At 69.4% G+C, this 26889-nt stretch carries 30 protein-coding genes and 1 pseudogene; 20 read left to right on the top strand and 11 right to left on the bottom strand.

The features are described 5' to 3' along the window. Both MFF26_RS12165 and MFF26_RS12160 read left to right on the top strand, forming a co-directional pair. Positions 1–111, top strand: a 111-nt coding sequence (locus MFF26_RS12165; protein WP_505744335.1) for an EF-Tu C-terminal domain-related protein, incomplete at its 5' end; no start/stop codon positions are given. Between the two features lie 211 nt (positions 112–322). After that, positions 323–1252: a LysR family transcriptional regulator gene (locus tag MFF26_RS12160; protein ID WP_137831660.1), complete on the top strand. Its 930-nt coding sequence runs from the start codon at positions 323–325 to the stop codon at positions 1250–1252. A 19-nt stretch (positions 1253–1271) separates the two neighbouring features. On the opposite strand, the gene MFF26_RS12155 is transcribed toward MFF26_RS12160, so the two are convergent. From MFF26_RS12155 to MFF26_RS12125, 7 genes and pseudogenes are all read right to left on the bottom strand, one after another. Continuing rightward, positions 1272–1724, bottom strand: coding sequence for a hypothetical protein (locus MFF26_RS12155; RefSeq protein WP_137831659.1), 453 nt, complete (start codon positions 1722–1724; stop codon positions 1272–1274). Positions 1725–1791: 67 nt separating this feature from the next. Next, positions 1792–2829: a GTPase ObgE gene (obgE, locus tag MFF26_RS12150; RefSeq protein ID WP_137831658.1), complete on the bottom strand. Its 1038-nt coding sequence runs from the start codon at positions 2827–2829 to the stop codon at positions 1792–1794. Positions 2830–2852: 23 nt separating this feature from the next. Next, entirely contained in the window at positions 2853–3335 is a 483-nt protein-coding gene (locus tag MFF26_RS12145) for a hypothetical protein (protein WP_137831657.1), read from the bottom strand. Further along, the gene (locus tag MFF26_RS12140) at positions 3332–3940 is read right to left on the bottom strand and encodes a GNAT family N-acetyltransferase (RefSeq protein ID WP_137831656.1); all 609 of its coding nucleotides are present in this window, start codon (positions 3938–3940) and stop codon (positions 3332–3334) included. Before MFF26_RS12140 ends, MFF26_RS12145 begins: the two co-directional genes overlap by 4 nt. A gap of 254 nt (positions 3941–4194) precedes the next feature. Next, positions 4195–4461 carry a 50S ribosomal protein L27 gene (gene rpmA / locus MFF26_RS12135; RefSeq protein WP_137831655.1) on the bottom strand — a complete coding sequence of 89 codons (267 nt, stop codon included), beginning with the start codon at positions 4459–4461 and terminating at the stop codon, positions 4195–4197. A gap of 121 nt (positions 4462–4582) precedes the next feature. Beyond that, positions 4583–4891, bottom strand: a pseudogene (gene rplU / locus MFF26_RS12130) (50S ribosomal protein L21); the annotation flags it as partial. A 331-nt stretch (positions 4892–5222) separates the two neighbouring features. Continuing rightward, entirely contained in the window at positions 5223–6767 is a 1545-nt protein-coding gene (locus MFF26_RS12125; protein WP_137831653.1) for a helicase HerA-like domain-containing protein, read from the bottom strand. 216 nt (positions 6768–6983) lie between these two features. Here MFF26_RS12125 and MFF26_RS12120 point away from each other — a divergent pair, with 216 nt between their 5' ends. The 5 genes from MFF26_RS12120 (at position 6984) to MFF26_RS12100 (ending at position 11387) form a co-directional block, all read left to right on the top strand. Then, positions 6984–7376: a DUF2267 domain-containing protein gene (locus tag MFF26_RS12120; RefSeq protein WP_137831652.1), complete on the top strand. Its 393-nt coding sequence runs from the start codon at positions 6984–6986 to the stop codon at positions 7374–7376. 220 nt (positions 7377–7596) lie between these two features. Further along, entirely contained in the window at positions 7597–8595 is a 999-nt protein-coding gene (gene olsB / locus MFF26_RS12115) for a l-ornithine N(alpha)-acyltransferase (RefSeq protein ID WP_137831651.1), read from the top strand. A 66-nt stretch (positions 8596–8661) separates the two neighbouring features. After that, positions 8662–9825, top strand: coding sequence for an MFS transporter (locus MFF26_RS12110; protein ID WP_137831650.1), 1164 nt, complete (start codon positions 8662–8664; stop codon positions 9823–9825). Positions 9826–9896: 71 nt separating this feature from the next. Further along, entirely contained in the window at positions 9897–10025 is a 129-nt protein-coding gene (locus tag MFF26_RS12105) for a TFIIS helical bundle-like domain containing protein (RefSeq protein ID WP_137831649.1), read from the top strand. A gap of 1125 nt (positions 10026–11150) precedes the next feature. Further along, a complete protein-coding gene (locus MFF26_RS12100) occupies positions 11151–11387 on the top strand; it encodes a hypothetical protein (RefSeq protein WP_137831648.1) in 237 nt (78 codons plus the stop codon). 16 nt (positions 11388–11403) lie between these two features. Here the strand turns inward: MFF26_RS12100 and MFF26_RS12095 are convergent, their stop codons facing one another. Further along, entirely contained in the window at positions 11404–12597 is a 1194-nt protein-coding gene (locus tag MFF26_RS12095; RefSeq protein ID WP_171015609.1) for a patatin-like phospholipase family protein, read from the bottom strand. A gap of 301 nt (positions 12598–12898) precedes the next feature. Here MFF26_RS12095 and MFF26_RS12090 point away from each other — a divergent pair, with 301 nt between their 5' ends. The 6 genes from MFF26_RS12090 to MFF26_RS12065 all read left to right on the top strand — a co-directional run bounded on the left by MFF26_RS12090 (position 12899) and on the right by MFF26_RS12065 (position 18681). Then, positions 12899–13456, top strand: coding sequence for a ComEA family DNA-binding protein (locus tag MFF26_RS12090; protein ID WP_238308023.1), 558 nt, complete (start codon positions 12899–12901; stop codon positions 13454–13456). A gap of 169 nt (positions 13457–13625) precedes the next feature. Then, positions 13626–13841, top strand: coding sequence for a hypothetical protein (locus MFF26_RS12085; protein ID WP_110351010.1), 216 nt, complete (start codon positions 13626–13628; stop codon positions 13839–13841). Beyond that, positions 13838–14341, top strand: coding sequence for a DUF3016 domain-containing protein (locus MFF26_RS12080; protein ID WP_137830968.1), 504 nt, complete (start codon positions 13838–13840; stop codon positions 14339–14341). The genes MFF26_RS12085 and MFF26_RS12080 overlap by 4 nt, the downstream gene beginning before the upstream one ends. A gap of 74 nt (positions 14342–14415) precedes the next feature. After that, positions 14416–15354 (top strand): diacylglycerol/lipid kinase family protein, encoded by a 939-nt coding sequence (locus MFF26_RS12075; protein WP_137830967.1) that lies wholly within the window; start codon positions 14416–14418, stop codon positions 15352–15354. Continuing rightward, complete coding sequence (locus MFF26_RS12070; RefSeq protein WP_137830966.1) at positions 15351–16199, top strand: metallophosphoesterase family protein; 849 nt, start codon at positions 15351–15353, stop codon at positions 16197–16199. The genes MFF26_RS12075 and MFF26_RS12070 overlap by 4 nt, the downstream gene beginning before the upstream one ends. Positions 16200–16485: 286 nt before the next feature. Further along, positions 16486–18681, top strand: coding sequence for a PAS domain-containing sensor histidine kinase (locus MFF26_RS12065; RefSeq protein WP_137830965.1), 2196 nt, complete (start codon positions 16486–16488; stop codon positions 18679–18681). A gap of 112 nt (positions 18682–18793) precedes the next feature. On the opposite strand, the gene thpR is transcribed toward MFF26_RS12065, so the two are convergent. Further along, entirely contained in the window at positions 18794–19375 is a 582-nt protein-coding gene (thpR, locus tag MFF26_RS12060) for an RNA 2',3'-cyclic phosphodiesterase (protein WP_137830964.1), read from the bottom strand. Positions 19376–19379: 4 nt separating this feature from the next. Further along, positions 19380–20015 (bottom strand): arylesterase, encoded by a 636-nt coding sequence (locus MFF26_RS12055; RefSeq protein ID WP_137830963.1) that lies wholly within the window; start codon positions 20013–20015, stop codon positions 19380–19382. Positions 20016–20234: 219 nt separating this feature from the next. Here MFF26_RS12055 and MFF26_RS12050 point away from each other — a divergent pair, with 219 nt between their 5' ends. Together MFF26_RS12050 and MFF26_RS12045 are read left to right on the top strand one after the other, a co-directional pair. Continuing rightward, positions 20235–20918 (top strand): ABC transporter ATP-binding protein, encoded by a 684-nt coding sequence (locus tag MFF26_RS12050; protein ID WP_238308022.1) that lies wholly within the window; start codon positions 20235–20237, stop codon positions 20916–20918. Between the two features lie 126 nt (positions 20919–21044). Then, entirely contained in the window at positions 21045–21419 is a 375-nt protein-coding gene (locus MFF26_RS12045; RefSeq protein ID WP_137830961.1) for a PH domain-containing protein, read from the top strand. 389 nt (positions 21420–21808) lie between these two features. Here MFF26_RS12045 and MFF26_RS12040 read toward each other — a convergent pair whose 3' ends face one another. Then, positions 21809–22048: a hypothetical protein gene (locus tag MFF26_RS12040; RefSeq protein WP_137830960.1), complete on the bottom strand. Its 240-nt coding sequence runs from the start codon at positions 22046–22048 to the stop codon at positions 21809–21811. A gap of 382 nt (positions 22049–22430) precedes the next feature. Between MFF26_RS12040 and rpsF the strand changes: the two genes are divergently transcribed. From rpsF to MFF26_RS12015, 5 genes are all read left to right on the top strand, one after another. Continuing rightward, a complete protein-coding gene (gene rpsF, locus MFF26_RS12035; RefSeq protein WP_137830959.1) occupies positions 22431–22886 on the top strand; it encodes a 30S ribosomal protein S6 in 456 nt (151 codons plus the stop codon). Between the two features lie 2 nt (positions 22887–22888). Continuing rightward, positions 22889–23143 (top strand): 30S ribosomal protein S18, encoded by a 255-nt coding sequence (rpsR, locus tag MFF26_RS12030; RefSeq protein WP_091948993.1) that lies wholly within the window; start codon positions 22889–22891, stop codon positions 23141–23143. 134 nt (positions 23144–23277) lie between these two features. Continuing rightward, positions 23278–24300 carry a DUF2232 domain-containing protein gene (locus MFF26_RS12025; RefSeq protein WP_137830958.1) on the top strand — a complete coding sequence of 341 codons (1023 nt, stop codon included), beginning with the start codon at positions 23278–23280 and terminating at the stop codon, positions 24298–24300. Positions 24301–24336: 36 nt separating this feature from the next. Next, a complete protein-coding gene (rplI, locus tag MFF26_RS12020; protein WP_137830957.1) occupies positions 24337–24909 on the top strand; it encodes a 50S ribosomal protein L9 in 573 nt (190 codons plus the stop codon). Positions 24910–25373: 464 nt separating this feature from the next. Continuing rightward, positions 25374–26861, top strand: a complete 1488-nt coding sequence (locus MFF26_RS12015; RefSeq protein ID WP_137830956.1) for a replicative DNA helicase — start codon at positions 25374–25376, stop codon at positions 26859–26861. Positions 26862–26889: the final 28 nt, after the last annotated feature.

Genomic DNA, 26889 nt, shown 5'->3' with positions numbered 1-26889 from the left:
ATGGACGTGGCGCTGATCGTGCCGGTGGCGATGGAAGAGAAGCTGCGCTTCGCCATCCGCGAGGGTGGCCGCACCGTCGGTGCCGGCGTCGTCGCCGCCATCAACGACTAATCTTTTCGGACTGGGCGCATTGCTTCGCGCGTGCGCCTTTCTGGCGAGACTTGGGGAAGGGCCGGCGAGAGCCGGCCCTTTTCTTTTGGGTCGTCGGAAGCCCCGAAAGCCGACGCCGTCCAGCGCGTTGCGGCGCTCCGCTTGAGCCCGTCCCTGGCCCGTCCTACCACGATCCGAGGCCCCTCCCCTCGGGCCGCTGGGATCGTGCCGCGTGATCGACAAGCTGGAATTCCTGCTGGCGCTCGCCCGCGAGCAGCATTTCGGTCGCGCGGCGGAAGCTTGCGGCGTGACCCAGCAGACCCTGTCGGCCGGGGTGAAGAGCCTGGAGGATCGTTTCGGCGTGCGCCTCGTCCAGCGCGGCTCGCGCTTCCAGGGTTTCACCCCCGAGGGTGATCGGGTGCTGGCCTGGGGCCGTCGCATCGTCGGCGATGCCCGTGCCATGCAGGACGACGTGGCGTCGCTGCGCCGCGGCCTGTCGGGCCATCTCCGCATCGCCGCGGTGCCGACTGCCCTGCCGATGGTCGCCGCGCTCACCACCCCCTACCGGGTGCGCTACCCCAACGTGCGCTTCAGCGTGTTCTCGACCACCTCCGAGGACATTTTTTCGCTGATCGACAACCTCGAGGCCGATGCAGGGCTGACCTACATCGACAACGAGCCCCTCGGCCGCGTCACCACCGTGCCGCTCTACACGGAGCATTACCAACTGCTGACCGCGGCGGGCGGCCCCTATGCCGAGCGCGCCAGCGTTACCTGGGCGGAACTGGCACAAATTCCCCTCTGCCTGCTGACGCCCAACATGCAGAATCGCCGGATCATCGACGAGCAGCTCCGCAAGGCCGGCGGCCAACCCGCGCCGACGCTCGAATCGAATTCCATGGTGGTGCTGATGACCCATGTGCGCACGCTGCAATGGGCGAGCGTGATGCCGGCGATCCTCGCCGATGCGCTGGGTCCCACCGAGGGATTGCGGGCGATCCCCATCGTCGAGCCGGACCTTCGCCACGCTATCGGCCTCGTCGCGCCCCGTCGCGATCCGGCGACCCCGATGGTCACGGCGCTCCTCACCGTCGCCCGGGCGGTGGCCCGCACCCTGGACGGCGCCGACCCCGCGCCGACCCTCTTGCACGGGTCAGGGTGAGGGGGGCGGTGCGAGAAAATCAGGAGCGGTCGGCGCGCTCGATCACCGCGCAGAGGGTGAGCGGCGCCTGATCCTTCGTCATGGTCGAGCAGGTGACGAGCGCGCCCCCGGCCTCGACATTGCTGTGGCGCAGGCGCTCCGCGCCGTCCCGCGCGCGCTTGGCGGCATCGCGGAGGAGGTCCGCCGCGATTCCCGTCACGGCGTGGCCGGCCTTGGCGAACAGATCGTAATAGGCGTCCGGCGGGCTCGCCCCCCGGTGCTGCGCTCCGACCGAGGACGGATGCATCCCGCCGCAGGAGAGTGTCAGCGAGGTGTCCGGGCCGGCGTCGAAGCGCGCGAAATCGGCGCTGCGCTCGGCCATCTGCGCCCCGGTCGCCCCGGTGACGCGGTCGATCAGGTCGGTGCAGGACGGCTCGGCGCGGGCGGCGCTCGCGCAGAGCAGAAGGGGCAGGAGGAGGAGCGGGCGGCGCATGATCCCATGCTACCCCGGCTGCCGAGAATGAGTCAGGGGCGGCGCTGAGGCGTAACGACGCTGCGCCTCAGGGCTGCCAGGGTGCGGCCGGCTCCGCGGTCTCGGCTTCCGCGGCGTCGCCCGCATCGAGCTTGGCCTGGATCGCCCGCAGGGCTTCCTGCACGCCCTCCCCGGAGGCCGCCGAGAGCACCATGGCGTTGCGTCCCGCCGCCCGCTTCAGCCGGGCGAGCTGTTGCTTGCGCGTGTCCGGGTCGAGCGCGTCGGCCTTGGAGAGGGCGACGATCTCGGGCTTGTCCTCCAGGCCGCCGCCATAGGCTTCGAGTTCGCGCCGGACCAGCTTGTAGGCCTTGCCGGCATGCTCGCTCGTGCCCTCGACGAGGTGGAGCAGCACCCGGCAGCGCTCGACATGGGCCAGGAACCGGTCGCCGAGGCCGACGCCCTCATGGGCCCCCTCGATCAGGCCGGGAATGTCGGCGAGCACGAATTCGCGGGCATCCGAGCGCACGACGCCGAGGCCCGGATGCAGCGTGGTGAAGGGATAGTCGGCGATCTTGGGCTTGGCGGCGGTGACGGTGGCGAGGAACGTCGACTTGCCGGCATTCGGCAGGCCGACGAGGCCGGCATCGGCGATGAGCTTGAGGCGCAGGATCACCCACATCTCCTGGCCCTCGAGGCCGGGATTGGCGTGGCGCGGCGCCCGGTTGGTCGAGGTGGTGAAGTAGGCGTTGCCGAAACCGCCATTGCCGCCCTTGGCGAGCCGCACCCGCTGGCCGACCTCGGTCATGTCGGCGATCAACGTCTCGCCGTCCTCGGACAGCACCTGCGTGCCCGCAGGCACCTGCAGCACCACGTCGTCGCCCTTGGCGCCGTGGCAGTTCGAGCCCATGCCGTGCTCGCCCTTGCGGGCCTTGAAATGCTGCCGGTAGCGGTAGTCGATCAGGGTGTTGAGGCCCTGCACGCACTCGATCCAGACATCGCCGCCGCGTCCGCCGTCGCCGCCGTTCGGCCCGCCGAACTCGATGAACTTTTCACGACGGAACGAGACGCAGCCGGGACCGCCGTCGCCGGAGCGCACGTAGACCTTGGCCTCATCCAGGAACTTCACGGTACGGCGTCTTTCGGTTGGGCTCAGGTCGCCGTGCGGCGGCACTGGCCTTCGAGGTTGAGGTACTGGATGCTGCGCAGGCCCGCCTCGAACCAGCCGCCCGACGCGGCCGAGGCCGGGCGGGTGGCGTTCTTGGCATCCCCGTACAGGTTGATGCGGATCGCCCCGTCGGGCGAGTTCAACGTCGGCTCCTCGCCGTCCCGGTCATAGGTCCAGGCCGGGCGCGGCTCGAAGATGGTCTGTGCCCCGTCGGCCTCCTGCTGGAAGATCTGGGCGTATTCGCTGCCGCCGGTCGGGGCGGTGAAATAGAAACCGACCTTCGGATGACGGCTCGCGAAGTTGTAGAACTCGCAGTAGAGCCGAGCCTCCGCCGCCGCCTTCGGCGCCTCCGCCGCGGGAGCCGGCCGCGGCGGCGGCCCCGGATCGCGGCTGATCGAGGCCAGGAAGGCCGTGAGCGCGACCGCGGTGAGGCCGGCGCCGAGACCGGCCACGATGCGCGTCCTCATGCTGAGCCTCCCGCCGATCGTCCGCGCCGGTCGAGCCAGCCCGCCCGATCGAGCCGGAACGAATCGGCCGCCACGGTCTCGCCCCGCGCCACCGAGAAGAACGCCCCGCGCCCGTCCGGAACGAAGCCGCATGCTTCCAGAATGCGCCGCGAGGCCGGATTGTCCAGCATCACCGAGGAGGCGAGGGATCGCCCGCCCGCATAGGCGAAGAAGGCCTCGACCATCGCCTCGGCGGCCTCGCGCATCAGCCCCTCGCCCCAGCAGGGCCGCCCGAGCCAGTAGCCGAGATGCGGTGCGTCCGTCGGCGCGTCGGTTTCGGGCCGCGACTCGATCCCGATGATGCCAACGGCGTGACCGGGGCTCGCCCGGCGACACAGCGCCATGACCAGCCCCTCCCCGGCGGCGTTGCCGGCGCGGGCCCGCAGCACGAAGCTTTCGGCCTCGTGTTGGGGCAACGGCGTGGGGATCACTGAGGTCCTGCGGGCGACCGCCGGATCGCCCGCGAGGCGGGCGATGGCGTCGGCGTCGCGGGCCATCGGCCAGCGCAGCCACAGCCGCCGGGTCTCGATGCGAAAGACGTCGTCTCGGGTCAGATCGGGGAACATCCGCGTCCGCTCTCGGGTCCGGCGCCGCGCCTGCCTCGCAAGGTTCCCGCCGCGCCGTCGCACGGGAGCGGCGGCGACCGGGGGGATGTGCGAGGCAGGCTGACAGCGACCGTGCGGGACGACGAAGGGGGAGGATGGTGGCCCATCCTCCCCCGTGTTCCGATCCTCGGCTCCATCGAAGCCGCGACCGTCCGCCGGTTCGGTGTGGGACACCGGCGGGACGCTCGCTTCGTCGATGACGAGACTGTCCGCCGTTACTCCGCGGCCTGGGCCAGCGGTACGACCGCTACGAAGGCGCGGCCGCGCCGGGTCTCGAACTGCACCTTGCCCTCGACGAGCGCGAACAGGGTGTGGTCCTTGCCCATGCCGACATTGGTGCCGGGATGCCACTTCGTGCCGCGCTGGCGCACGATGATGTTGCCCGGGATGACGGCCTCAGAGCCGAACTTCTTCACGCCGAGGCGCTGGCCGGCGGAGTCGCGGCCGTTGCGGGACGAGCCGCCTGCTTTTTTATGTGCCATGGGATTGCTCCGGAATGTCTCTGGGAATCAGCGTTCGGGCTTACTCGGCGGCGGCGGGTGCCGGCTCGGCCGATTCGGCCTTCTTCGCCTTGCGCGGCTCGGCCTTCGAGGACTTGCCGCCGGCGCTGATCTCGGTGATGCGCACGACGGTGAAGTCCTGACGGTGGCCGCGGCGGCGACGCGAGTTCTGGCGGCGGCGCTTCTTGAAGGCGATGACCTTGCGGGTGCGGCCGTGCTGGACGATCTCGCCGGTCACGCCGATGCCCGACAGGAGCGGGGTGCCGACCTGGGTGGCCTCGCCGTCGCCGAACAGGAGCACGTCGCCGAAGGTGACGGAGGCGCCGGCCTCGCCCTCGAGCGTGGCAATGGTGATGACGTCGTTGGCGGCAACGCGATACTGCTTGCCGCCGGTCTTGATGACTGCGAACATCGTTGTCTCTCGTGTTCTCTGCCGGCCTCCGGCGCCGCGAGGGGCCTGGGCCGTCTTCTTGTTCAGGTCATCCGCGCCTCGTCCGGCTGGGCCGTGGGCGCGAACGCGAAACGCGCGGACTTCGTCGAGGAAGCCGCGCGTTGTGGCTGCCTTAAAGTGTGATCGGGCGGTCTGTCAATCGGTGCGGGTCCCCGGCCAGGGCGTGGGAGGGCGGCTCGCCCGATGTGGCGGGCCGTCCCCTCACCTCGCGGTGTTGCCAGGGGAATGAAACCGCCGTGCCCTGCCAGGATGCGGAACGGACAAGGCCGCGCCCTCCCGCTCGCGGCGCCCCCTATTTCTTCGTCAGCCCCCCGAGCACATTGCGAAGAATCGCGTTGCCCACCTCGGTGCCGACCTTGCGCGCCATGGAGCGCGCGGCATTCCCCAAAACCTGCTCGACGAGGCTCGGCGGCGGGCGGCGGCTCCGGCCCTTGCCCTTGGGCGCCTCGGTACCGCTGCCCAGCACGGAGCCGAGCCAGCCGCCCAGCATGCCGCCGAGGCCCCCTTCCGTCTGAGCGGCGGCTTCCGCCGGGGCGCTGTCGAGATCCTTGCGCTTGGCGAGCATCTCGTAGGCACTCTCGTTGTCGACCGCCTCGTCGTACTTGCCGCGATAGGGGCTCGCCTGGATGATCGCGGCCCGCTCGGCCGGCGTCAGCGGGCTCACCCGGCCCTGCGGCGGGGCGATCAGCGCCCGCTCGACCATGGAAGGCGTGCCCTTGGCCTCCAGAAAGCTCACCAAAGCCTCGCCGACGGCGAGTTCGGTGATGGCTTTGGCCACGTCGAAGCCGGGGTTCTGGCGAAAGGTCTCGGCGGCGGCGCGCACGGCGCGCTGGTCGCGGGGGGTGAAGGCGCGCAGGGCGTGCTGCACCCGGTTGCCGAGCTGGCCCAGCACGGTTTCCGGCACGTCGAGCGGGTTCTGCGTCACGAAATAGACGCCGACGCCCTTGGAGCGGATCAGCCGTACCACCTGCTCCACGGCGTCGAGGAGGGCTTTCGGCGCGTCGTTGAACAGCAGGTGCGCCTCGTCGAAGAAGAACACGAGCTTGGGCTTGTCGAGGTCGCCCACCTCGGGCAGCTGCTCGAACAGCTCCGAGAGCATCCACAGCAGGAACGAGGCGTAGAGGCGCGGCCGCTGCATCAGCTTGTCGGCGGCCAGGATGTTGACGAAGCCCCGCCCCTCCCGGTCGGTGCGCATGAAATCGGACAGGTTCAGCGCCGGTTCGCCCAGGAACTTGTCGGCGCCCTGGTTCTCCAGCACGAGCAGAGCCCGCTGGATCGCGCCGATCGAGGCGGACGAGACATTGCCGTAGGTCGCCGACAGCGCCTTGGCGTTCTCCGACAGGAACGTGAGGAGCGCGCGCAGATCCTTCAGGTCGATGAGCGGCCACTGGTTCTCGTCGGCCACCCGGAAGGCGATGTTGAGCACGCCCTCCTGGGTGTCGTTGAGTTCGAGCAGGCGCGCCAGCAGCAGCGGGCCCATCTCGGTGATCGTGCAGCGGATCGGGTGACCCTGCTCGCCGAACAGGTCCCAGAACACGGTGGGGAACCGGTCGGGCTCGTAAGCGATGCCCAGTTCCTCGGCCCGCTTGACGAAGTGGGGCTTGGCCTCGCCCGCGGCGGCGAGCCCGGACAGGTCGCCCTTGATGTCGGCGGCGAAGACCGGGACGCCCGCATTGGAGAATCCTTCGGCCAATACCTGGAGCGTCACGGTCTTGCCGGTGCCGGTCGCGCCCGCCACGAGGCCGTGCCGGTTGGCCAGCCGCAGCGTCAGTACCTCGGGCTTGGGATTCGAGCCCGTGCTCCGGCCGACCAGGATGGTGCCCGTATCCGCGCTCATATGTCCCCCGACCGACCTGCGACTGTCCCGGACGGCCGAGGTTAAGGCCGCAGGGCGTCATGATCCAGGGGGCCGCGCGGAGCGAACGACCTCGGGCCGCGGAAGGCGGCCACGGGCGCGTGAGGCCGTGCCGGAAGCGGGGCGATGGCCCGGGCAACCCTTGATTTCGCGGCGGCCACATCGGACAGACGATTCGCACCGAGAAGGACGAGGTTCATGGAAGAGCTGATTGCCCGCGTCACCAACCGCACGGGACTCGACGCGGCGACCGCCAAGACCGCGATCGGCCATATCCTGGCCTTCCTGCAGAAGGAGGGGCCGGCGACCGAGGTCAGCCAGTTGCTCGCCGCCCTCCCCGGCTCCGAGACCGCCATCGCCGAGGCGAACGCCGCCGAGGGCGGCGGGGGCGGGCTGATGGGCATGCTCGGCGGCATGATGGGCGGCGGCGGCGTGATGGCGCTCGGCCAGAAACTGATCTCGGCGGGCGTGCCGATGAATCAGATGCAGCCGCTCGGCCAGGAACTGTTCGCCTATGGCCGCGAGACGGTGGGCGAGGACACGATGGGCCCGATCGTCGCCTCCATCCCCGGCCTGAACCAGTTCGTGTGAGCCGCGAAACGCGCTCGGCAAGGGCTTGAAATCGTGAGCCGGTTTTCTTCGCCGGCTTCATCGCCCGATCTTGCGCGGGGCGCCCCGCTTCCTCGCGCAAGCCCCTGTCCGGCAAACGATTCCTCCGTCATAAAAGCGTGCGGCCTTCGTGGTGTTGTCGCCGCGCGTTGAAGGGGCCGCGGACGCGTTCGCCACGCCTCGACGGGACGGATCTGTGCCGATGCTGCCGAATTTTTCCCCGCGCGAGGCCGGTGCGGCGTGGAAGGCCGGCTGGGAGGCGAAGGTGCAGGCGCCCTTCGCCCGCTTTCGCCAGACCTTCGAGGGGGGTGACATCGTGTTGCCCGGCGGCGCACCGATCCTGCTGAAGCCCCGCCGCAAGGCGCTGCTGACCGAGCCGGGGCTCGATCCCTGCCTCGGCCGGATCGGCCAACTGGAGGTGCGGCTCGCCACCACCAAATCCGAGATCCGCCGGGCCCAGCGCCTCCGCTTCGGCGTGTTCTACGAGGAGATGTCGGCGGTGCCGACGGGCTTCGCCGCGCTCAAGCGCCGGGACATCGACGCCTACGACGCGGTCTGCGACCATCTCCTCGTGATCGATCACGCCGCGACCGAGGCGAAGCCCTTCCGCAAGCCCCGCCCCAAGGTGGTCGGTACCTACCGCCTGCTGCGCCAGGCCCGGGCCGAGGCGCATTTCGGCTTCTACTCGGCGGGCGAATACGACCTCGCCCCGCTCATCGAGCGTCATCCGGACAAACGTTTCCTGGAACTCGGCCGCTCCTGCGTGCTCAAGCCCTACCGCACCAAGCGCACGGTCGAACTGCTGTGGCACGGCATCTGGGCCTATGTGCTGCATCACCGCATCGACGCGATGCTCGGCTGCGCGAGCCTGGAGGGCACCGATCCGGACCGCCTCGCGCTGCCCCTGAGCTTCCTCCACCACCACGCCCGCGCCCCCGAGGCGTGGCGGGCCCGTGCGCTGCCGGAGCGCTACGTGCCGATGGATCGGCTCGCCCGCGAGGCCGTCGATCCCAAGGCCGCCCTCGCGAGCCTGCCCCCGCTGATGAAGGGGTATCTGCGGGTCGGCGCCACCTTCGGCGACGGCGCGGTGATCGACCGGCAGTTCGGCACCACCGACGTGTTCGTGGTGCTGCCGGTCTCGGCGATCGCGGCGCGCTACATCGGCCATTTCGGCGCGGGTGCGGATCGGCACGCCGCCTGATCGACCCGGGTTGCCGGCGGGGAGGAAGGCTGCTCAGGCAGGCGTCCTCCCCTCGCCCGAAGTCGCATGTCCATCCTCGTTGCTCCCTCCGACCGTGATCGCCTCGGCGCGATGTCCGCGGCCATCGCCTGCGTCGCGGTGGTGGGCATCGGGCTCGGCCTGTCGATTCCGCTGCTCTCGCTCGAGATGGAGCGGATGGGCGCCTCGAGCGTCGTCATCGGCCTCAACACGGCGGTGGCGGGTCTGGCCGCGATCCTGACCGTGCCGTTCGTGCCGCGGCTCGCGGCCAAGCTCGGCGTGGTGCGCCTGCTGGCGCTGGCGATCGGGCTCGGCGGCCTCTGCCTCGTCGCCTTCAAGCTGCTGCCGCATCTCGCCCTGTGGTTCCCCCTGCGCTTCGTCTTCTCGACGACGCTCGGGGCCTTGTTCGTGCTGTCGGAGTTCTGGATCAACGATGCGGCGCCGCCGGAGCGGCGCGGCCTCGTGATGGGCATCTACGCCACGGTGCTGGCCCTCGGCTTCGCCGTCGGGCCGGCCCTCCTGACCCTGCTCGGAACGGAGGGCTTCGCCCCCTATCTCGCCGGTGCCGGCCTGTTCTTCCTCGGGCTGCTGCCGCTCGCCCTGGCCCGCACGCTCTCGCCGGCTCTGGCCCATGGCGAGGGCGGCCGGCTCGCGACCTATCTGCGGCTGGCCCCCGTGGCGGTGCTCGCCGCCGCACTCTACGGCGCCGTCGAGGCGGGCGCCTTCGCGATCCTCCCGCTCTACGGCCTGCGGATCGGCCTCGACGCCCGGGCCGCGGCCGGCCTGGTCAGCGCGGCGGCCCTGGGCAACGTGCTGTTCCAGATCCCCGTGGGGCTCCTCGCCGACCGGGTCGACCGCCGCGCGGTGATGCTCGGTGCGAGCCTCCTGGGGGCGCTCGGCGCCGCCCTGATCCCCGCCGCCTCCGGCTCCTTCGCCGCGCTCGCGGCGCTGATCTTCGCCTGGGGCGGCATCGCCGGCACGCTCTACACCGTCGGCCTCGCCCATCTCGGGGCATCCCTGCGGGGGCCCGATCTCGCGGGCGCCAACGCCGCCTTCGTGATGCTCTACAATGTCGGGCTGATGCTCGGGCCTCCCCTCGTCGGCGGCGGCATGGACCTCGCCCCGCCCCACGGCTTCGCCTGGGCGCTCGCCCTCCTGTTCGTGGCCTTCGCACTCCCGGTGGCGACGAGCCTGTGGCGGCGACCGGCCTGACGGAACGCCGCGGCGGGGCGGACCGTTAACGGCAGAAGCTGCACCGTTCCCCCTCGCACGCGGAGCCCGCCATGAGCCTGATCGGCCGCCTCGTCACCAAGATCCTCGGCACCGAGGACCGCCCGGTCGTGCGCGACGACCGCAACGCCGGATCGAGCAATTCGATCGGTCGTCTGGTGACCAAGATCCTTCGCAAATAGCCGTTCGACCTCGCGCCGGACGGGTGTGGTTCGAGCCTTCGAACTGCACCCGCCGGCGTACCTCTGCGTCTGGAGGCATCGAGCTTGGCCCGAAGAGCTGCTGGGAGCCGCGAGTTCTCCAGCTGCGTTCGAGCGAGTCGATTGAACGTGGCATAAGCGCTTCGAGGAAGGCTTGTCCCTCTCGCGGGCCGACCCGGCTCGACGGTGTCGCGAAGCGCTGCGGTCGATGATTCCCGCTCAGTGGTACGAACCGGCACCGGGTCCGTTCCTGCACGGTGACCGAAGGCCGGCTCTCATGGGCTGCCTCGTCGCGCTCGGAGCGGCGCAAGAGTCCTGCACTGCCGAGGACATGCATCCGCCCCACGAAGGACAGCTGTTCTTCCCCTGACATCCGGTACGTTCTCTGAACGGGTGGGTGAGCCGTCACCGTCGGCTCCAAAACTTGAGCGACAATACCGGGCGTAAGGCCGCTGCTCACACCGCGACACACGGCGCCGCCTTCCGCCTTCGGCTGCCGTGGATGCGGATTGCCGGATCAGAAATACGCTCCACTCTGGATGAAAATCATCTCCGCAGGCAGGGACGGGCTCGGAGCGATACAATCGGGCAGAGCAGGTACGGCCTCCAGCTTTTGCTTGGGAAGGTAAGGCTCGACCTGTGTGTGGGGCGTGTCCAAGCAGAGAAAGTAGTGATTTCTCCAATTCAGATCGATCTCACCGGCTTGGGCGCAGACGCTAACGCTGATCAATGCGAGTAAGGCAATCATCAAGCGCATGATCTGGTGTCCATCGATACGTTTTACTGTCCCAAATGCTGAATGGCAGTGGTCATGTGCCGTCTCACGGGCCATCGAGTGGAGATGTCGATATCAGTCGGTCGATTGCTCGACATCAGTCTGTCCGAGCGCATCAATGAGTCAGAAAATACAATCTTTAGTTGATATATGGCGTCCTGATTCGCGCCATGTCAATTCCACGGGCACGCGTGCCATGCCGGGTCGAGCACGTCGCTCCACCTTATGACTTCCTGATACGGCGGGGCCGCGCCACCGCTCGAATCCTCATGGCCGCGCCCGCACATTCCCGACGCGGTCCGCTTCCCCGACCGCGTCACCCCCGCACGATCATGTCCGTATCGCTTTCCGCCGCCCCGACGCTCGTCGAGCCTCCCCCGGCCCGCATCGCGTTGAGCTACGTCGTCGGGCAGGATTGTCGGGGGCGCTGGGTCGCTCTGGAATGCCACGGCCTCGGCGGCGGCCTGTTCCGCAGCCGTGAGGCGGCCATCCGCTACGCCGCCGCCGAGACCGGCCGCCGGGACGGCGCGGTGCGCCTCAGCCTCGAGCCGCTGACGATGGCGCTCTGACGCGGTTCCCGCGTCCTCAGCGCCCGGCCACCGCCTCCTGCACCACGTCCTTCACGAGGGGGGCGGCCGGGACGTCCCGGTGCCAGAACCGGCCGGTACGGCCGGTCTCGTAGCCGAACTGGTAGAGGCTGCGCATGTAGCCGGTGTCGAAGCCGCGGGCCGTGCTGGCCTGGGGCGCGCGCTCGTCGATATAGGTCAGGTTGAAGCCGATGCCGTTGCGGCTCGCGAAGGCGTCGGTCGCCACCAGGGTGGCGCGGGAGCGCGCCCGGCTCGCCGTCGTGAACGACTTCTCGACGATCGAGAGCGTGTTGTTCCGGGTCACGTCGAATTCGGGCTCCAGCCGCCCGTTGATGACGACGAAGATGTCGGCCTTGCCGGCGCTCTTGATGCGCCCGTCGCGCACGAGGAACGATTGCGGGAGAGTGAAGACCGGCGTCACCACCGAGCCGTCCACATGCATCTCTTGAAAGGCGCGGCCTTCCGCCTGCACGTCGAGGAGTTGCGGCGGGAACACCGCCGGGATGCTCGCCGAGGCCGTCAGCACGTCGGTGAACAGCGAGACGGCGTTGGGCGCCCCGCTCGCCGCGATGGCCCCCATGTTCCAGATGACGGCGCGCTGCGAGTCGAGATTCGTCGTCACCACGAGCAGGCGCCGCCCCTTGGCATGCTCCTCCGCCACCGCGCGCAGGAGGTCCGGCGTCACGTAGCGGGCGATCAGGTCGCGCAGGCGTCCGTCGCCGAACAGGCCCGAGCCGAACAGCACGTTGGCGAGGCTCGGGCTCTGCACCAGCGAACCGGCGATGCCGCTGGTGTAGATGTCGGTGAGATAGGGATCGTAGGCCGGTCCGAGGAAGGCGAACGGGGCGATCAGCGCGCCGGTCGAGACGCCTGAGACGATGGTGAAGTCCGGCCGCGTGCCCGATGCCGTCCAGCCGTTGAGCACCCCCGCGCCGTAGGCGCCGTCGCCGCCGCCGCCCGAGAGGGCGAGGTAGCTGAAGGCCTGCCGCTTGCGCTCGGGTGAGGCCGCCATCGTGACGAATTCCGCCGCGGAGGCGTCGGCATAGGCCCGCACGCCGACCATCCCCGGCACGGACGCCGCCTCGGCCTCGGCCTTCGTGTAGGCGGTGCGCGGCAGCGAGGAGCAGGCGGCGGCCTGGCCCGCAACGAGCACGGCCGCGATCAGGCGGGACCAGCGGGAACGAGGAGACATCGGTCGGATCCCATGAGCCCGGGCGAACGGCTCAGCTTATCACAGAACGAGCTTGGCCGTATCGCGTTCCCGCACGTCACGCGCGCAACCCCTTGGGCTGTGGTGCGGGCGGATCACAGCGTTCCGGCGAGGGCCGTCGCCTCGATTGTGCGCAAGCGGCCTGTGCACAGCCGGCTTTTCTGGGCCTCCGGCGTATGTCCGTCGCGGCGGAACGTCCTAAGCTTGTTGAAGAAGCGCGACACGGCGGGTCGCGCCGGTTCCCGCCGGGCCGAACGTCCGGGATCGGAGGAGGAGGGCTCGGATGCTCAGCGGCTCGACGATCCTGCGCGTCCTCCTCGTCCTGGTGGCGGCGGCGGGTATCGCGGGGATCGTCCAATTCGTCTGGACGCGGAGCGGCACCCCCGGATCGGCCGTGTCCACCGATATGTCCCCGCCCGTGGCCCCTGCGCCGCGGTCCGAGGCGAGCCGGCCCGTTCCGCCGCCGGAACCCGCGGAGCCCGCGCCGGTCGCGCCCGCACCACCCGCTTCGGCCGAGGCGCCGCCCGCCCCGGTCACCCCCCTGCCCCGCCGCGAGCCGGTTCCCGTCGCACCGGCCGCCCCCGCGACGCTCCCCTCGCCGCCCACCGCCGCGCCCGATCCGGCGGAGGTGGCGGCCGAGAACGCCCCGCCGCCCGCCGTGGCCCTGATCGATCTCAACACCGCGACGCTGGCCGAACTGAACGGGCTCAAGGGCGGCGGCGCGATCGGCCGGGCGATCATCGGGCACCGGCCCTACGCCTCGGTCGATCAACTCCTGTCGAAGCGCGTGCTCAACCGCGCCACCTATCAGCGCATCAAGGATCAGGTGACCGTGCGCTGACCGGTCCGACCGCCGCTGCGGTCGGCTCGATGCGGCGGCCGAGCCGCGACGGCGACAGCGGACAGCGTCAACGCGGCTTCGCTGTTCGGAGAGGCGTCCGTCCCGACTGGTGCCCCGCCGCCGCAGGGCTTAAAGACGACAGGGTCGAGACCCCGACGCGAGGCGTTCCATGCAAACGACATCCGGCGCACCGATCCTCCGCCAGGATCTGGGTGTCGAGGAGACGACGGAATCCGACAACATCGTGCGCTGGGACGGCGAGCGGCTCTACGTCGAGCAGGACATCTACCACAACGGTCAGTTGGTCCACCGCAAGTACCGGCGCACCATCACCGAGCCGGTGGCCCGGGCGCTGCAGGCGATCATCAAGCGCTCGCAGCAATGAGGCGATGGCTCGGAGCCGTGGCCGTCGCGGCGATGCTCGCCGCGCCGGTTCCGGCCCTGGCGCAGGTCCAGGTCCGCTTCGTCGCGCCCGAGCGCTACACCGATGCCGAGAACCGCTTCGGGTCCGGCCTGTCCCTGCGGGTGACGCTGGCCGAGATGCGCCGCCTATTCGAGGGCCTGGGCAACCGGGTGCTGGGGCCGGGCCAGAGCCTCGACATCGACGTGCTCGACATCGACCTTGCCGGGTTCGACCAGCCGGGGGCGAATGTTCCCTTCGGTCTCCGGGTGGTCAACGACGTCACCCCGCCGCGCTTCCGCTTGGCCTACGTCCTGCGGGAGGGCCGGCGCACACTGCTCGCGGCGGAGGAGACGGTCTCGGACCTGAACTTCCTGATGCGCTATGCCCGCTCCTCGTCCGGGCAGACCTTCTACTACGAGCGCGAAGTGCTGCGGGATTGGTTCCAGGCGCGCATCGTCGAGCGCCGACCGCCGCGGGGCTGAAGAGCGCACCGTCACAGGGCCGAGAACGGCCTGTGCCATGTCCGGGCGTCGCTCTCGTCCGGACCCCCTCCCCCATGCGCATCGCCCTCGTCGCCAACGCCGCGTCGGGCTCGTTCCACGATGGGCTCAGCCCCGAGGCGATCCGCGCCCGGCTCGCCGCCGCGGGACTCGACCTCGCGCCCGAGCCCGATCCGGACCTGCCCCTGCCCGAACGCCTGACGCGCGCCGCCCGGTCCGAGGGCGTCACCGTCGTTGCCGTGGCGGGCGGGGACGGCACGCTCAACTGCGCCGCCGGAATCCTGGCGGGCACCGGCGTGGCGCTCGCGATCCTGCCGCTCGGCACCATGAACCTGCTTGCTAAGGATCTCGGCATCCCGCGCGATCTCGACGCGGCGATCGCCCTGCTGCGGACGGGCCGGCCCCGCGCCGTCGATGTCGGCGAGGTCAACGGAGCGGTCTTCCTCATCAATTCGGTCATCGGCATGCCGGCGCGCATGGCCCGCCACCGCGAGGGGCGACGCGGGCGGCGCCTCGGCCCGCTCGGGCTCCTGCGCCTGGCCCTCGCGACCCTGCGCCATCTCGGCCCCTATCCGCGCCTGCGCAGCACGATCACCCTCGGCGGGCGGCGCGAGCGGGTGCGGCTGCGGCTGCTCTGCGTCGTCAACAACGATTACGCGGAGGCGCCCGGCAAAATCCTCGAACGGGAACGGGTCGATGGCGGGCGGCTCACGCTCTACATCGCTCGCCGACTGCCACCGTGGCGCCTCGCGCGGCTGGCCCTCGGCTTCGCCACCGGGACCTGGCGCGGCGTGCCGGGCCTGGAACGGCACGAGGCCTCGGGATTGGCGATCTCGGCGGGCCGTCGAGCGTTACGGGTGATGAACGATGGAGAAATCCGATTGATCGCCTCGCCTCTGCGCTACCGGCTGCGGCCCCGTGCGCTCACCGTGATCGTGCCCGCCGAAATGACCGACACGGTGCCGACCATGACCCCTGAGGAGAACCGGCCGTGAGGCGGATCGCGCATATCTCCGACCTGCATTTCGGGCGCACCGACCCGGCCGTGGTCGAGGGGCTCGTGGACGAACTGAACCGCGCCCCGCCCGACCTGATCATCGCCTCGGGCGACTTCACCATGCGCGCGAGGCGCCGGGAATATGCCGAGGCCCGCGCCTTCCTGGCCCGGCTCTCGGCGCCCTGGGTGGCGGTGCCGGGCAACCACGACATCGCCCATTTCAAGCTGTTCTCGCGCTTCTTCCACCCGTTCCGCCGCTACCGGAACTTCATCCACGCCGAGACCGAGCCGACCTTCCTCGACGACGAGATCGGGGTCATCTGTCTCAACACCGTGCGGACCTGGGCCCCGGAGACCGACTGGTCGCAGGGCAAGATCACCCGCTCCCAGATCGCCCGCACCGAGGCGCGGCTCGCGGCCCTGCCCGGGCAGGTCTTCCGCATCGTGGTCGGCCACCACCCGTTCATGCCGCCGCCCTGGGACGCGGAGGCCCGCCTCGTCGGCCGGGCGGACGAGGCGCTCGACGCCTTCCGCCGCCACGGCGTCGGCCTGACGCTCGCCGGCCATCTCCACCGCCACTATGCGCGCTTCGTCGAGGCGCCCGAGACCGGGGCCGAGCCGGACTCGGAGGCCGTCGACCGCGGCACCGCCCGCGCCCACGGCACCCGCCTGCTCGCCGTCCAGGCCGGCTCGGCCACCTCGACGCGGCTGCGGGGTAACGAGCCGAACGCGTATAACCGCATCCGCATCGAGGATGGGCGGGCGATCGTCACCGTGCGGGTCTGGACCGGCACCGGCTGGGCGGATGCCGAGGAGGCCGCGCCCCCTCCGGCCGCATCCTGAGAATTGCTGTCCTTGCCGGCTTCCTCGTTCCGGGATCCAGCGTCGGCGGGGCCTCCACGGAGGGCTCGCCGAGCGCGGCACCTCGGGCTGACGGGATCGGGTCGGTGGGACGGGTGATCCGCCTTGGGGTCACAACACGATCCGGTCGATCCTATGCAGCGCTGCCGAGGGTGGTCGGCAGCTGACTCCGGCCGGGCAGCAAGCAGACCTCCTGCTCGGCGAGCGAATTGGAGGGAAACTTACCTAGGTCAATTGACCCGTGTTGCCTCGTCCTATCCGTGGAGCGATGGCACAGGTCGGCACTCCTTGGCCCTGCGGCGGCGGCGAGATGGCCGAGCGGATCCGCTCGTTCGACTGGGCATCGACGTCCCTAGGACCGATCCTGCGCTGGCCGCAGAGCCTGAAGACCATCGTCGATCTCATGCTCGCGTCGCCGAGCATGACGAGCCTCGTCTGGGGGCCGGACGCGATCCTTCTCTACAACGATCGTTTCACCGAACTGCTTCGGGAGCATCGCACCCTGGCGCTGGGACGGTCGGCCTACGAGACCTTCGCCCGAGCGCGTGACGTCTTCGAGGCCGATATCGTGGTCGGCATGGCCGGGCGATCGGTGCGGTTGCTGGGCCAGCCCTATCCCGTGCTCCGGCAGGGTCAGTTGGGGGAGGCTTGGTTCGATGTGGATTATGCGCCGGTCCGCGACGAGACCGGGGCGGTCGCCGGCGTCCTCTGGAGCCTGAAGGAGACCACGGCACAGCGCTGGGCGGAGCAGGCCCTTCGCACGAGCGAGGCGCGGCATCGCCTCCTGATCCGGGGCTGGGCACAGGCCGAGTGGGAGACCGATGCCGAGGGCGTCGTCGTCGCCGACAGTCCGAGTTGGCGGGCCTATACCGGCCAGACGCTGACGGAGTGGCTCGGCTACGGCTGGCTCGACGCGATCCATCCCGACGACCGGGTCCATGCCGAGCGGCAATGGCGAGAGGCGGTCGCGGCGCGCGACCTCATGGATGCCGAATTCCGCTTACGCGCACCCGATGGCACGTGGCGCTGGACGAACGTTCGCGCCGCTCCCGTGGTGAACGCGAGTGGTCGAGTCGAGAAATGGGCCGGGGTCAACATCGACATCGATGCCCGCAAGCAAGCCGAGATCGCGCTTCGTGAGAGCGAAGAGCTGCGCCGCGTCGCGATCACAGGCGGCCGAATGGGCACGTGGCGCTCGGACCTGAACAACAAGCTCACTTGGGGCGATGCCGCATTCATGGAGCTGTGGGGTTTCCCGCCCTCCGAGAGCCCGCGCAGCTTTACCGATTTCACGGACCGGATGTCCCCGCAGGGGCAGACGGAGATGGCCGAGATGGTCATGCGGGCCATCGCGGTGGGCGAGGAGTTCGATGGCCAGCTCGCGGTTGTCAGCGGCCCGACCAGCGGACGCTGGGTGCGCTGGCGGGGCCGTGCCGAGTCGGAGCGGCCTTGGATCATCAATGGCGTCAGCTTCGATGTCACGGCCGAACGGCTCGGAGAGGAGCGGCTGCGTGAGAGCGAGGAACGGTTCCGGGGGCTGGTCGAGGGGTTCGGTCAGTTCAGTTGGGAGGCGGAGCCGGATGGGTCCATCGTTGCCGACAGTCCGGGCTGGCGCGCCTTCACCGGTCAGTGCCTGGACGAATGGCGAGGCACTGGCTGGCTCGACGCCATCCACGTCGATGACCGGGCGGCGACCGAGAGCAAGTGGCGCGCGGCGGTCGCCGCGGGGCGCCCGGTCGATGCCGAATATCGCTTATGGCACGCAGCGACCGCGTCCTGGCGCTGGTCGAACGTTCGCGTCGTGCCGATCACGCGCCATGATGGAACGGTCCGCAAATGGGCGGGCGTCAACATCGATGTCAACGAACGGCGCATGCTGCAGGCGCGCCTCGAGGTTCTGGTCAACGAGTTGCAGCACCGATCGCGCAACCTGCTCGGTGTCGTCACCTCGATGGCCAACCGGACCGTGGGCCGGGGCTCGTCCGCCGAGAGCTTCCTCGTCCGGCTGAAGGCGCTGAGCCGGGCTCAATCCCTGCTGAGCCAGAGCGGGTCCGACAGCGTCGCGGTCGAGGCGCTGGTGCGCGCAGAACTCGCTGCACACGCCGACAACGCCCCCGACCGCATCGTCATCGACGGACCGGCCGTGTTGCTGACCTCGCAACAGGTGCAGAATTTTGCCCTGGCCCTGCACGAACTGACCACCAACGCGGTCAAGTACGGCGCCCTGAAGGACGAGACCGGCCGCCTCTCCGTGACCTGGGAATTGATCGGAGCAGACGGCGGCCGGCACTTGGCTCTGAACTGGATCGAAACCGGCGTGGCCGTGTCGCCGGAGACCGTCACGCGGCGTGGCTATGGCCGGGAACTGATCGAGCAGGCGCTCGCCTACGCCCTCGGCGGACGTACGGATTACGCCTTCGAGCCGGACGGCGTGCGGTGCCGGATCGAGTTGCCGGTCGTTTGATTCGGGCGGGGGCGGTCTTCGTTCCTACCCCATGGGACACCTGCGGAGCGAACCTTAGTCGGGCCTGCGAGGCGTCGAAAACGGTCCCGCGCCTGACCCGCTCGATCGGATGTCAATCCTCATCCTCGTCCAGCCCGTCGCCGAGCCCGTCGCCGAGCCCGAAGGGATAGGCCGCCTCGACCAGGTAGGGTCCGCCGCCCCGCGAGGTGCGGGCCGAGTAGAGCGCCGCCCGCTCGGCCGTGAAGGTGAGGGGCGCAAACACGCCCGCCTCGGTGAGATAGCGCGCCACCGCCCCGGCATCCGCCTCGCGGTTGAGCCGGGCGAGCGTCACGTGCGGCGTGAAGCGTCGGCTTTCCGGCTCCGCGCCGGCCCGGCGAGCGATACGCTCGTGCTCCTCCTTGAGGTCGGCGAGGTCCGGCGTGAGCCGCACCGAGGCGATGACCGCCCGCGGCCGGTCGCCGCCGAAGCTGGCCAGCCCGTCGAGGGTCACGGTCAGGGGGGCGCGGGCGCGGGCCTCGGCGAGGCCCGCGTCGAGGTCGGCCGCGAGCCTGCCGTCGACCTCGCCGAGGAAGCGCAGGGTGATGTGGTAATCCGATGGCTCGACCCAGCGGGCACCGGGCAGGCCGCCGCGGAACAGGGTCAGGCGCTCGGCGATCCCGGACGGGATCTCGAGACCGGTGAACAGGCGCGGCATCGCCTCAGCGTCCTCCGTTTCCGCGCGGCTTCAGCCGATCCAGGAAGGTCTCGACCGTGGGCAGGATGCCGGCCACCACCGTCTCGACGCCCTTGGCGTTCGGGTGCAGCCCGTCCTCCATGGTGTGGGCGCGGTTGCCCGTCACGCCTTCGAGGAAGAAGGGGTAGAGGACGAGGCCGTGCGCCTTGGCGAGATCGGGATAGATCGCGTCGAACCGGGCGCGGTAGTCGGTGCCGAGATTCGGCGCGGCCAGCATTCCGGCGAGCAGGACCGGGATCCCGCGCTCCTTCAACCGAGCCACGATGGTCTCCAGCGCCTTGCGGGCGACCGCCGGGTCGGTCCCGCGCAGCATGTCGTTGGCGCCGAGTTCGAGGATCACGCCGTCTGTCCCGTCGGGCACGGACCAGTCGAGCCGGTCGAGCCCGCCCGTGGTGGTGTCGCCGGAGACGCCCGCATTGGCGATCTCGACGGCGCGGCCCTTCGCCTTCAGCGCCCGCTCCAGCACGGCGGGAAAGGCCGCGTCGGCGGGCAGGCGGTAGCCCGCCGTGAGGCTGTCGCCCAGCGCGACGAGCTTGAGCGGCGGCTCGGCCGCCCGGGCGGCCGGGGCACCGAGCGCGGCTGCGGCGAGCAAGACCATCATGGCGACCCTTCGTAAGCCCCGCAGGCCCCCCATATCGAGCCCGCGCACGGTCTCGCGCGCCCGGCGCGTCCGTGGGACAAGCCGCCCCGAAAACAGAACCCGGCCGAGCCGGGACGGAAAGCCCCTGCCCGCCGCGTTCCGGGTGTCGTTCGCGCTGCGCAAGGCCGCCGTCCCCCGTTCGGTCCCGTCCGTCCTCGATCCAAGATCGGTCCCTCTCCGATGTCGAACAAGGCCGTCTCCCTGTCGCAGATCGAGTTGAGTCTCGGCCGCGGCCCCGCCCGGGTCCACGTGTTGCGCGGCATCTCGCTGGATGTCGAGCGGGGCGAGGCGGTCGGGCTCGTCGGCCCCTCGGGCTCGGGCAAGTCGACGCTGCTCACGGTGATGGCCGGGCTCGAACGGCCGGATTCCGGCCGCGTCACCATCGCGGATACCGATCTCTCCGGCCTCGACGAGGACGGCCTGGCCCGTTTCCGCGGGCGCAACATCGGCATCGTGTTCCAGGCCTTCCACCTCGTGCCGACCATGACCGCCCTGGAGAACGTGGCCCTGCCGCTGGAATTGGCGAATGCGCCCGACCCGCATGGGCGGGCGGCGGCGGAGCTGGAGGCGGTGGGGCTCGGCCATCGCCTGCGCCACTACCCGGCGCAGCTCTCCGGCGGCGAGCAGCAGCGCGTCGCCATCGCCCGGGCGCTCGCCCCCGATCCGGCGATCCTGGTGGCCGACGAGCCCACAGGCAATCTCGACGAGGCCACCGGTCGCCAGATCGTCGAGCTCCTGTTCGGCCTGAAGCGCGACCGCGGGGCGACGCTCGTCCTCGTCACCCACGATCCCGGCCTCGCTCGCCTGTGCGACCGCACCGTGTCCCTGCGCGCCGGCCGGATCGAGCAGCCGGCCGCGGTGTGAAGGCGAGGATCGCTCGCCGCTCGCGCCGCGGCGCGCCATACCCCTCGCGCGCGAGCGCAGCCGTTCCCACATCCCGGCGGATCGCCCGCGGTCGGATCCGCCGGGCGCCACAGGGAGGTGACGACGATGGGTCTACTCGACGGGTTGCTCGGGCATGGCAGCGATCTCGCGGCCGGCGAGGTCGATCAGCAGCTCGCGGGCGTGCTCGCACCGGGCGAGAGCGTGCGCGTCGCCTTCAAGGTCATCCGCGACCTCATAGTCTTCACCGATCGCCGCCTGATCCTCGTCGACCGCCAGGGCGTCACCGGCCGCAAGGTCGAGTACCTGACGGTCCCCTACCGCGCCATCACCTCCTTCTCGGTGGAGACGGCGGGCAGCTTCGACATGGATTCCGAGCTGAAGATCTGGGTTTCGGGGCGGCCCGACCCGATCCAGCGCACGCTCAAGCGCGGCGCCGATATTTTGGGAATTCAGCAGGCGATCGCCGGCTCGCTGAAATAGACAGCCCTGAGAGCGGGGCCTGGCGATCAGAGTTTTCATGCGCCTTGCCTCGCCGCTTGCCCGGCGGAAGTTTCGGCGGGAGCGAGATCAGTTCCGCGCCGCCCGTCCGTGGCAAAGCGCGAACCCATGTATCGGCATCTCAAATGCAGAGGGGGGTGAAGGCGAGCCCGGAGGGGTGCTTGAAGCCGAACCCGATGTTTCGAAAGGCTGGCAGCCCGACTTCGCACGATACAAACCACCTTCGCAATTGATCAAATGCGTTGCATCTATGAGCTGAGACATCATTCTAAAGGATGGGATGCTGGATTTATTGAAACGATGACGTGGCATAAAAGTATAATGATATCACTATGAATTCGATATAATCGAAATATATATTTTAGTAATACTCATAATTTCTGTAAATTTCTCCATTTTTGCAAGCGGCCGACGATAAGAATAGCAAGAAATATCGATATGCCGACCATCGAAGCGTAGATCTTGCTTGCATCCCAAACAAGGCAGTAGATGTTCGATCCGGGCTCGTGGCGGATCATCATGGTGATTGGCGCAGTCAAGCCAATGGACATGGCGGATAGAACGTCCGCAGAAATCTGTTTCGCCAACGACTTGAGATCGGGTGCCGCCATCGAATCCGCCCGTCAGGTGGGGTTCGTCGAGCCTAACGAGTATCGATGAAGTGGTTGTTACCGTCGGTTGCCGAGCGGGTTTTGTCCTACCTTATCTCGATCCAGCTGCTCGCTCTTGCCCTCGCGCCAAAAACCCCCTAAAGGCCCGGCCTTCGTATCCGCTCCGGCCGGGGGCTGAACGGACGGTGCCATGAAGAGACATTCTCTTTGGGCACAGGGTTCTTCCAAAAAGACCCGTCGTCCCGTGTCTCCGCCTTCGATCAACCGCTCGGGCCATCACAACGGCTCGAAGGGCTTGGCGCCGAGAGGATGCGAGTTGAGCCGGCCCGACTCCGCTGAACCCGCGGTGCGGGCCTCCTTTGTCGTTGGATAAGGCCCGAAAATGCCTCTCTACGAGCACGTCTTCCTGGCGCGCCAGGACGTGACGTCCCAGCAGGTCGAGACCATGGTCGAGACCTACAAGGGTGTCATCGAGGCGGGCGGCGGCACGATCGAGAAGATCGAGTCCTGGGGCGTCAAGTCCCTCGCCTACCGCATCAAGAAGAACCGCAAGGCGCATTTCACGCTCCTCAACATCTCCGCCCCTCCGGCCGCCCTGGCCGAGATGGAGCGCCAGATGCAGATCTCCGAGGACGTGCTGCGCTTCATGACCGTCCGCGTCGAGCAGCTGGAGGCCGAGCCTTCCGCGATGATGCAGAAGCGTGACCGCGACGACCGCAAGGATCGTGACCGCGGCGACCGTCCGCGTCGTCGCGACGACGATTTCGGCGGCGGCTTCGGCGGTGACCGTGGCGATCGCGGCGACCGGCCCGAGCGCAACTTCGGCGGGGAGAACTGATCATGGCTTTCGGTGCTGGTGGCGGCGGCGGTGGCCGTCGTCCGTTCTTCCGTCGGCGCAAGACCTGCCCCTTCTCGGGCGCGAATGCTCCGAAGATCGACTACAAGGACGTGAAGCTGCTCTCCCGCTACGTGTCGGAGCGCGGCAAGATCGTGCCGTCGCGCATCACGGCGGTCTCGGCCAAGAAGCAGCGCGAGCTTGCCCAGGCGATCAAGCGCTCCCGCTTCCTCGGCCTGCTGCCCTACGTCATCAAGTAGGACTCTTCGCCGGCCCGCTCAGGCGGGCCGGTCGATCTCGTGAGGGCGACCCGATTGGCGGGCCGTCCGATCGTTGGGGCGCCGGAATGCGCCTCTAACCCTGCTTGACGCAGCGGGACAGCGGACTGGTTTTGATGGGCAAGGACATCGGTATCGGCGTCGGCGCCGGCCTCGTGGCCGCGCTCCTGTTCGGCCTCCTCCTGAAGGCCAGCGCGCTCGCCATCCTTCTCTACCTGCTCGCCCCCCTGCCGATCCTGATCGTCGGCCTGGGCTGGAGCCATCGGGCCGGGCTCGCCGCCGTGGCGAGCGGCGCCGTCGCGCTCGCCCTCATCGTCTCTCCTTATCTCGGGCTGGCCTTCGCGGCCTATCTGGCGATCCCCGCCTGGTGGCTCGCCTATCTGGCGATGCTCGGCCGGCCGGGACGGGACGGCACCCTCGAATGGTATCCGACCGGCCGCCTGCTGGCCTGGGTCGCGGGTACCGCCGCCCTCGCCTTCGTGGCCATCGCGGTCATCGCCTCGCCCGATTACGACACCTTCCGTACCCAGATCGGGCAGATGAGCCGGCGGGTCGTGCAGGTGCAGGTTCAGCGCGGGCGCCTTCCGCCGCCCGCCCAGGGCCACGCCGCGGAAGGGGATGCCGCGAAGTCGGACGCGCCGAAAACCGAGGCGCCGGACGCCGCGCCGCCCGCCGCGGACGATCTCGCCGGCGAGGTCGCCGACGCGCTGGCCACCCTCGCCCCGGCCCTGGCCGCGCAGGGCCTCGCGGTGCTCTTCACTTTCTACCTCTGGGCCGCTGCCCGCATCGTCCAGATCTCCGGGCGCCTGCCCCGCCCCTGGCCGGACATCCCTGCGACCGCGATGCCGCGAAGCGTGCTTCTCGTCCTCGTCGGCGCCCTGGCGCTGTCGCTGGCGCCGGGCTTCGTCGGCGTGCTCGGCATCGCCCTGATCGGCGCGCTCTCCGCCGCCTTCGCCCTCCAAGGGCTCGCCGCCTTTCACGATCGCAGCCGCGGCCGGCCGGGCCGGCTCGGCCTGCTGATCGGCCTCTACGTCGTGCTGCTGCTGACCCAGGGCATCGCCATGCTGGCGCTCGTCCTGTTCGGCATCGCCGACACCGCCCTCGACCGGCGCCGCCCGCAACCCCGCAGCGGCGCCTGAGACCCCCAGCTTCCAACCCACTCAAGGAGAAGTCAGATGGAAGTCATCCTGCTCGAACGCGTCGCCAAGCTCGGCCAGATGGGCGAGACCGTGAACGTGCGTCCCGGCTACGCCCGCAACTTCCTGCTCGCCCGCGGCAAGGCCCTGCGCGCGACCGAGAACAACAAGAAGCACTTCGAGACCCAGCGCGCCCAGCTCGAGGCCCGCAACCTCGAGCGTCGCAACGAGGCCCAGACCGTCGCCGAGAAGCTCGATGGCCAGAGCTTCGTGCTGATCCGCCAGTCCGGCGAGACCGGCGTGCTCTACGGCTCGGTCTCGACCCGCGATCTCGCCGATGTCGTCACCAAGGAGGGCTTCTCGGTCGAGCGCGGCCAGTTCGTGCTCAACCAGCCGATCAAGACCCTGGGCCTGCATACCGTGCCGGTCACGCTGCACCCCGAGGTCGAGGTGAACGTCACCGTCAACGTCGCCCGTTCGCCGGAAGAGGCCGAGCGTCAGGCCCGCGGCGAGTCGGTCACCGAGCGCGAGCAGTTCAACCTCGACGATCTCGGCCTCGAAGTCGGCCAGGCCCTCGCCGATGCCGGCGAAGGCGCCGACGACCGCGGCTAAGTTCGGGTTTCCAGAAGGATCATTCCTTTGGCGGGGGATCGGGGCGGAGCCCCGGTCCCCCTTCAAGCCAGGGTTCTGACCTGAACCCACGAAAGGACCTGTCCTTTCGAAACCGATGCGTTCGGCGGTGGAGAACGGGGATGCGCCGGGCTTCGGCGTTGACTTGTTCTCAATTCGTTCCAGCATGGCGCCCGCGATTCCCTCACCGGGAGCCGCGGGCGTCGTGCGTTTGAGGGACCGTGGCACGTGTGCTGCAGTCGTCTCGCAGGCGGTGGCTTAGAGCATCGGCCCGAAAGGTGGGGACCGGCTTTCGGACAGGCCGATGCGGCACAGAGATCGAGAGAATCGTCTTGGATCCGAGATCCGAGATGATTCTCAAGAAAAATTCACCACCCCGGCGCATGGTCCGGCGGGCATGGAAACCAGCGGCCGATCGCGGCCGCGGCAACGGAGCGTGAGACGCCATGGCCCTGCCCAACGCCCTCGCGGCCAAGCTCGAAGCGGTCCAGGCCGAGTACCGGGTGCCGCCGCACAACATCGACGCCGAGCAGGCCCTGCTCGGCGCGATCATGGTCAACAACGACGCCTATTACCGCGTCTCGGACTTCCTGCTCCCCGAGCATTTCATGGAGGCGGTCCACCGCCAGATCTTCGAGGTCGCGATTACGCTGATCAAGGCCGGCAAGCTCGCCACGCCGATCACGCTCAAGACCTATCTGGGCGACGCGGATCTCGGCGGCGTCACGCCGATGCAGTACCTCGCCCGCCTCGCGGCGGAAGCCACAACCGTCATCAACGCGGGCGAGTACGGCCGCACCATCTACGATCTCGCCATCCGCCGCCGCCTCATCACCATCGGCGAGGACATGGTCAACGGCGCCTACGAGGCCCCGGTCGAGTCGCGGCCCCGCGACCAGATCGAGGCGACCGAGCGCCGTCTCTACGAGCTCGCCGAATCCGGCAAGTATGACGGCGGCTTCCAGAAATTCTCCGACGCGCTCACGGCGGCCATCGACATGGCGGCCAAGGCCTACCAGCGCGACGGCAAGCTCTCGGGCATTTCCACGGGGCTGACCGATCTCGACGCCAAGATGGGCGGCCTGCAGCCGTCGGATCTCATCATCCTCGCGGGACGCCCGGCCATGGGCAAGACCTCGCTCGTGACCAACATCGCCTTCAACATCGCCAAGGCCTATCGCGGCGAGAAGCAGCCCGACGGCACGATGCAGACCGTCAACGGCGGCATCGTCGGCTTCTTCTCGCTGGAAATGTCGGCCGAGCAGCTCGCCACCCGCATCATCGCCGAGCAATCCGGCGTGCCCTCCTACAAGATCCGCCGCGGCGACATCCGGCCCGAGGACTTCTACAAGATCACCGACGCCGCGCGGGACATGCAGACCATCCCGTTCTACATCGACCAGACCGGCGGCATCTCCATCGCCCAGCTCGCGGCCCGCGCCCGGCGGCTCAAGCGGCAGAAGGGCCTCGACCTGCTGATCATCGATTATCTCCAGCTGCTCTCCGGCTCCGGCAAGAAGAGCGACAACCGCGTGCAGGAGATGACCGAGATCACCACCGGCATGAAGGCGCTCGCCAAGGAGCTGGCGGTGCCAATCATCGGCCTGTCCCAGCTCTCCCGTCAGGTCGAGAACCGCGACGACAAGCGGCCCCAGCTCTCCGACCTGCGCGAATCCGGCTCGATCGAGCAGGACGCCGACGTCGTGATGTTCGTGTTCCGCGAGGAATACTACGTCGGCAACAAGAAGCCGCGCGAGGGCACGGAGGAGTTCTTCGCCTGGGAACAGGAGATGCAGCGCGTCCACGGCAAGGCCGAGGTCATCCTCGGCAAGCAGCGCCACGGCCCGACCGGCACGGTGGAGCTGCAATTCGACGCCAACATCACCCGGTTCTCGAACCTGGCGCAGAGTGATCGGATGCCCGAGCAGATGTGATAGGATCATTCGGTCCTGATCGATCGGA

The organism is Methylorubrum suomiense (assembly GCF_022179765.1).
Taxonomy (GTDB): domain Bacteria; phylum Pseudomonadota; class Alphaproteobacteria; order Rhizobiales; family Beijerinckiaceae; genus Methylobacterium; species Methylobacterium suomiense.
Note: the sequence above shows the minus strand (reverse complement) of the source record. Positions and strands in the feature narration are given on the sequence as shown.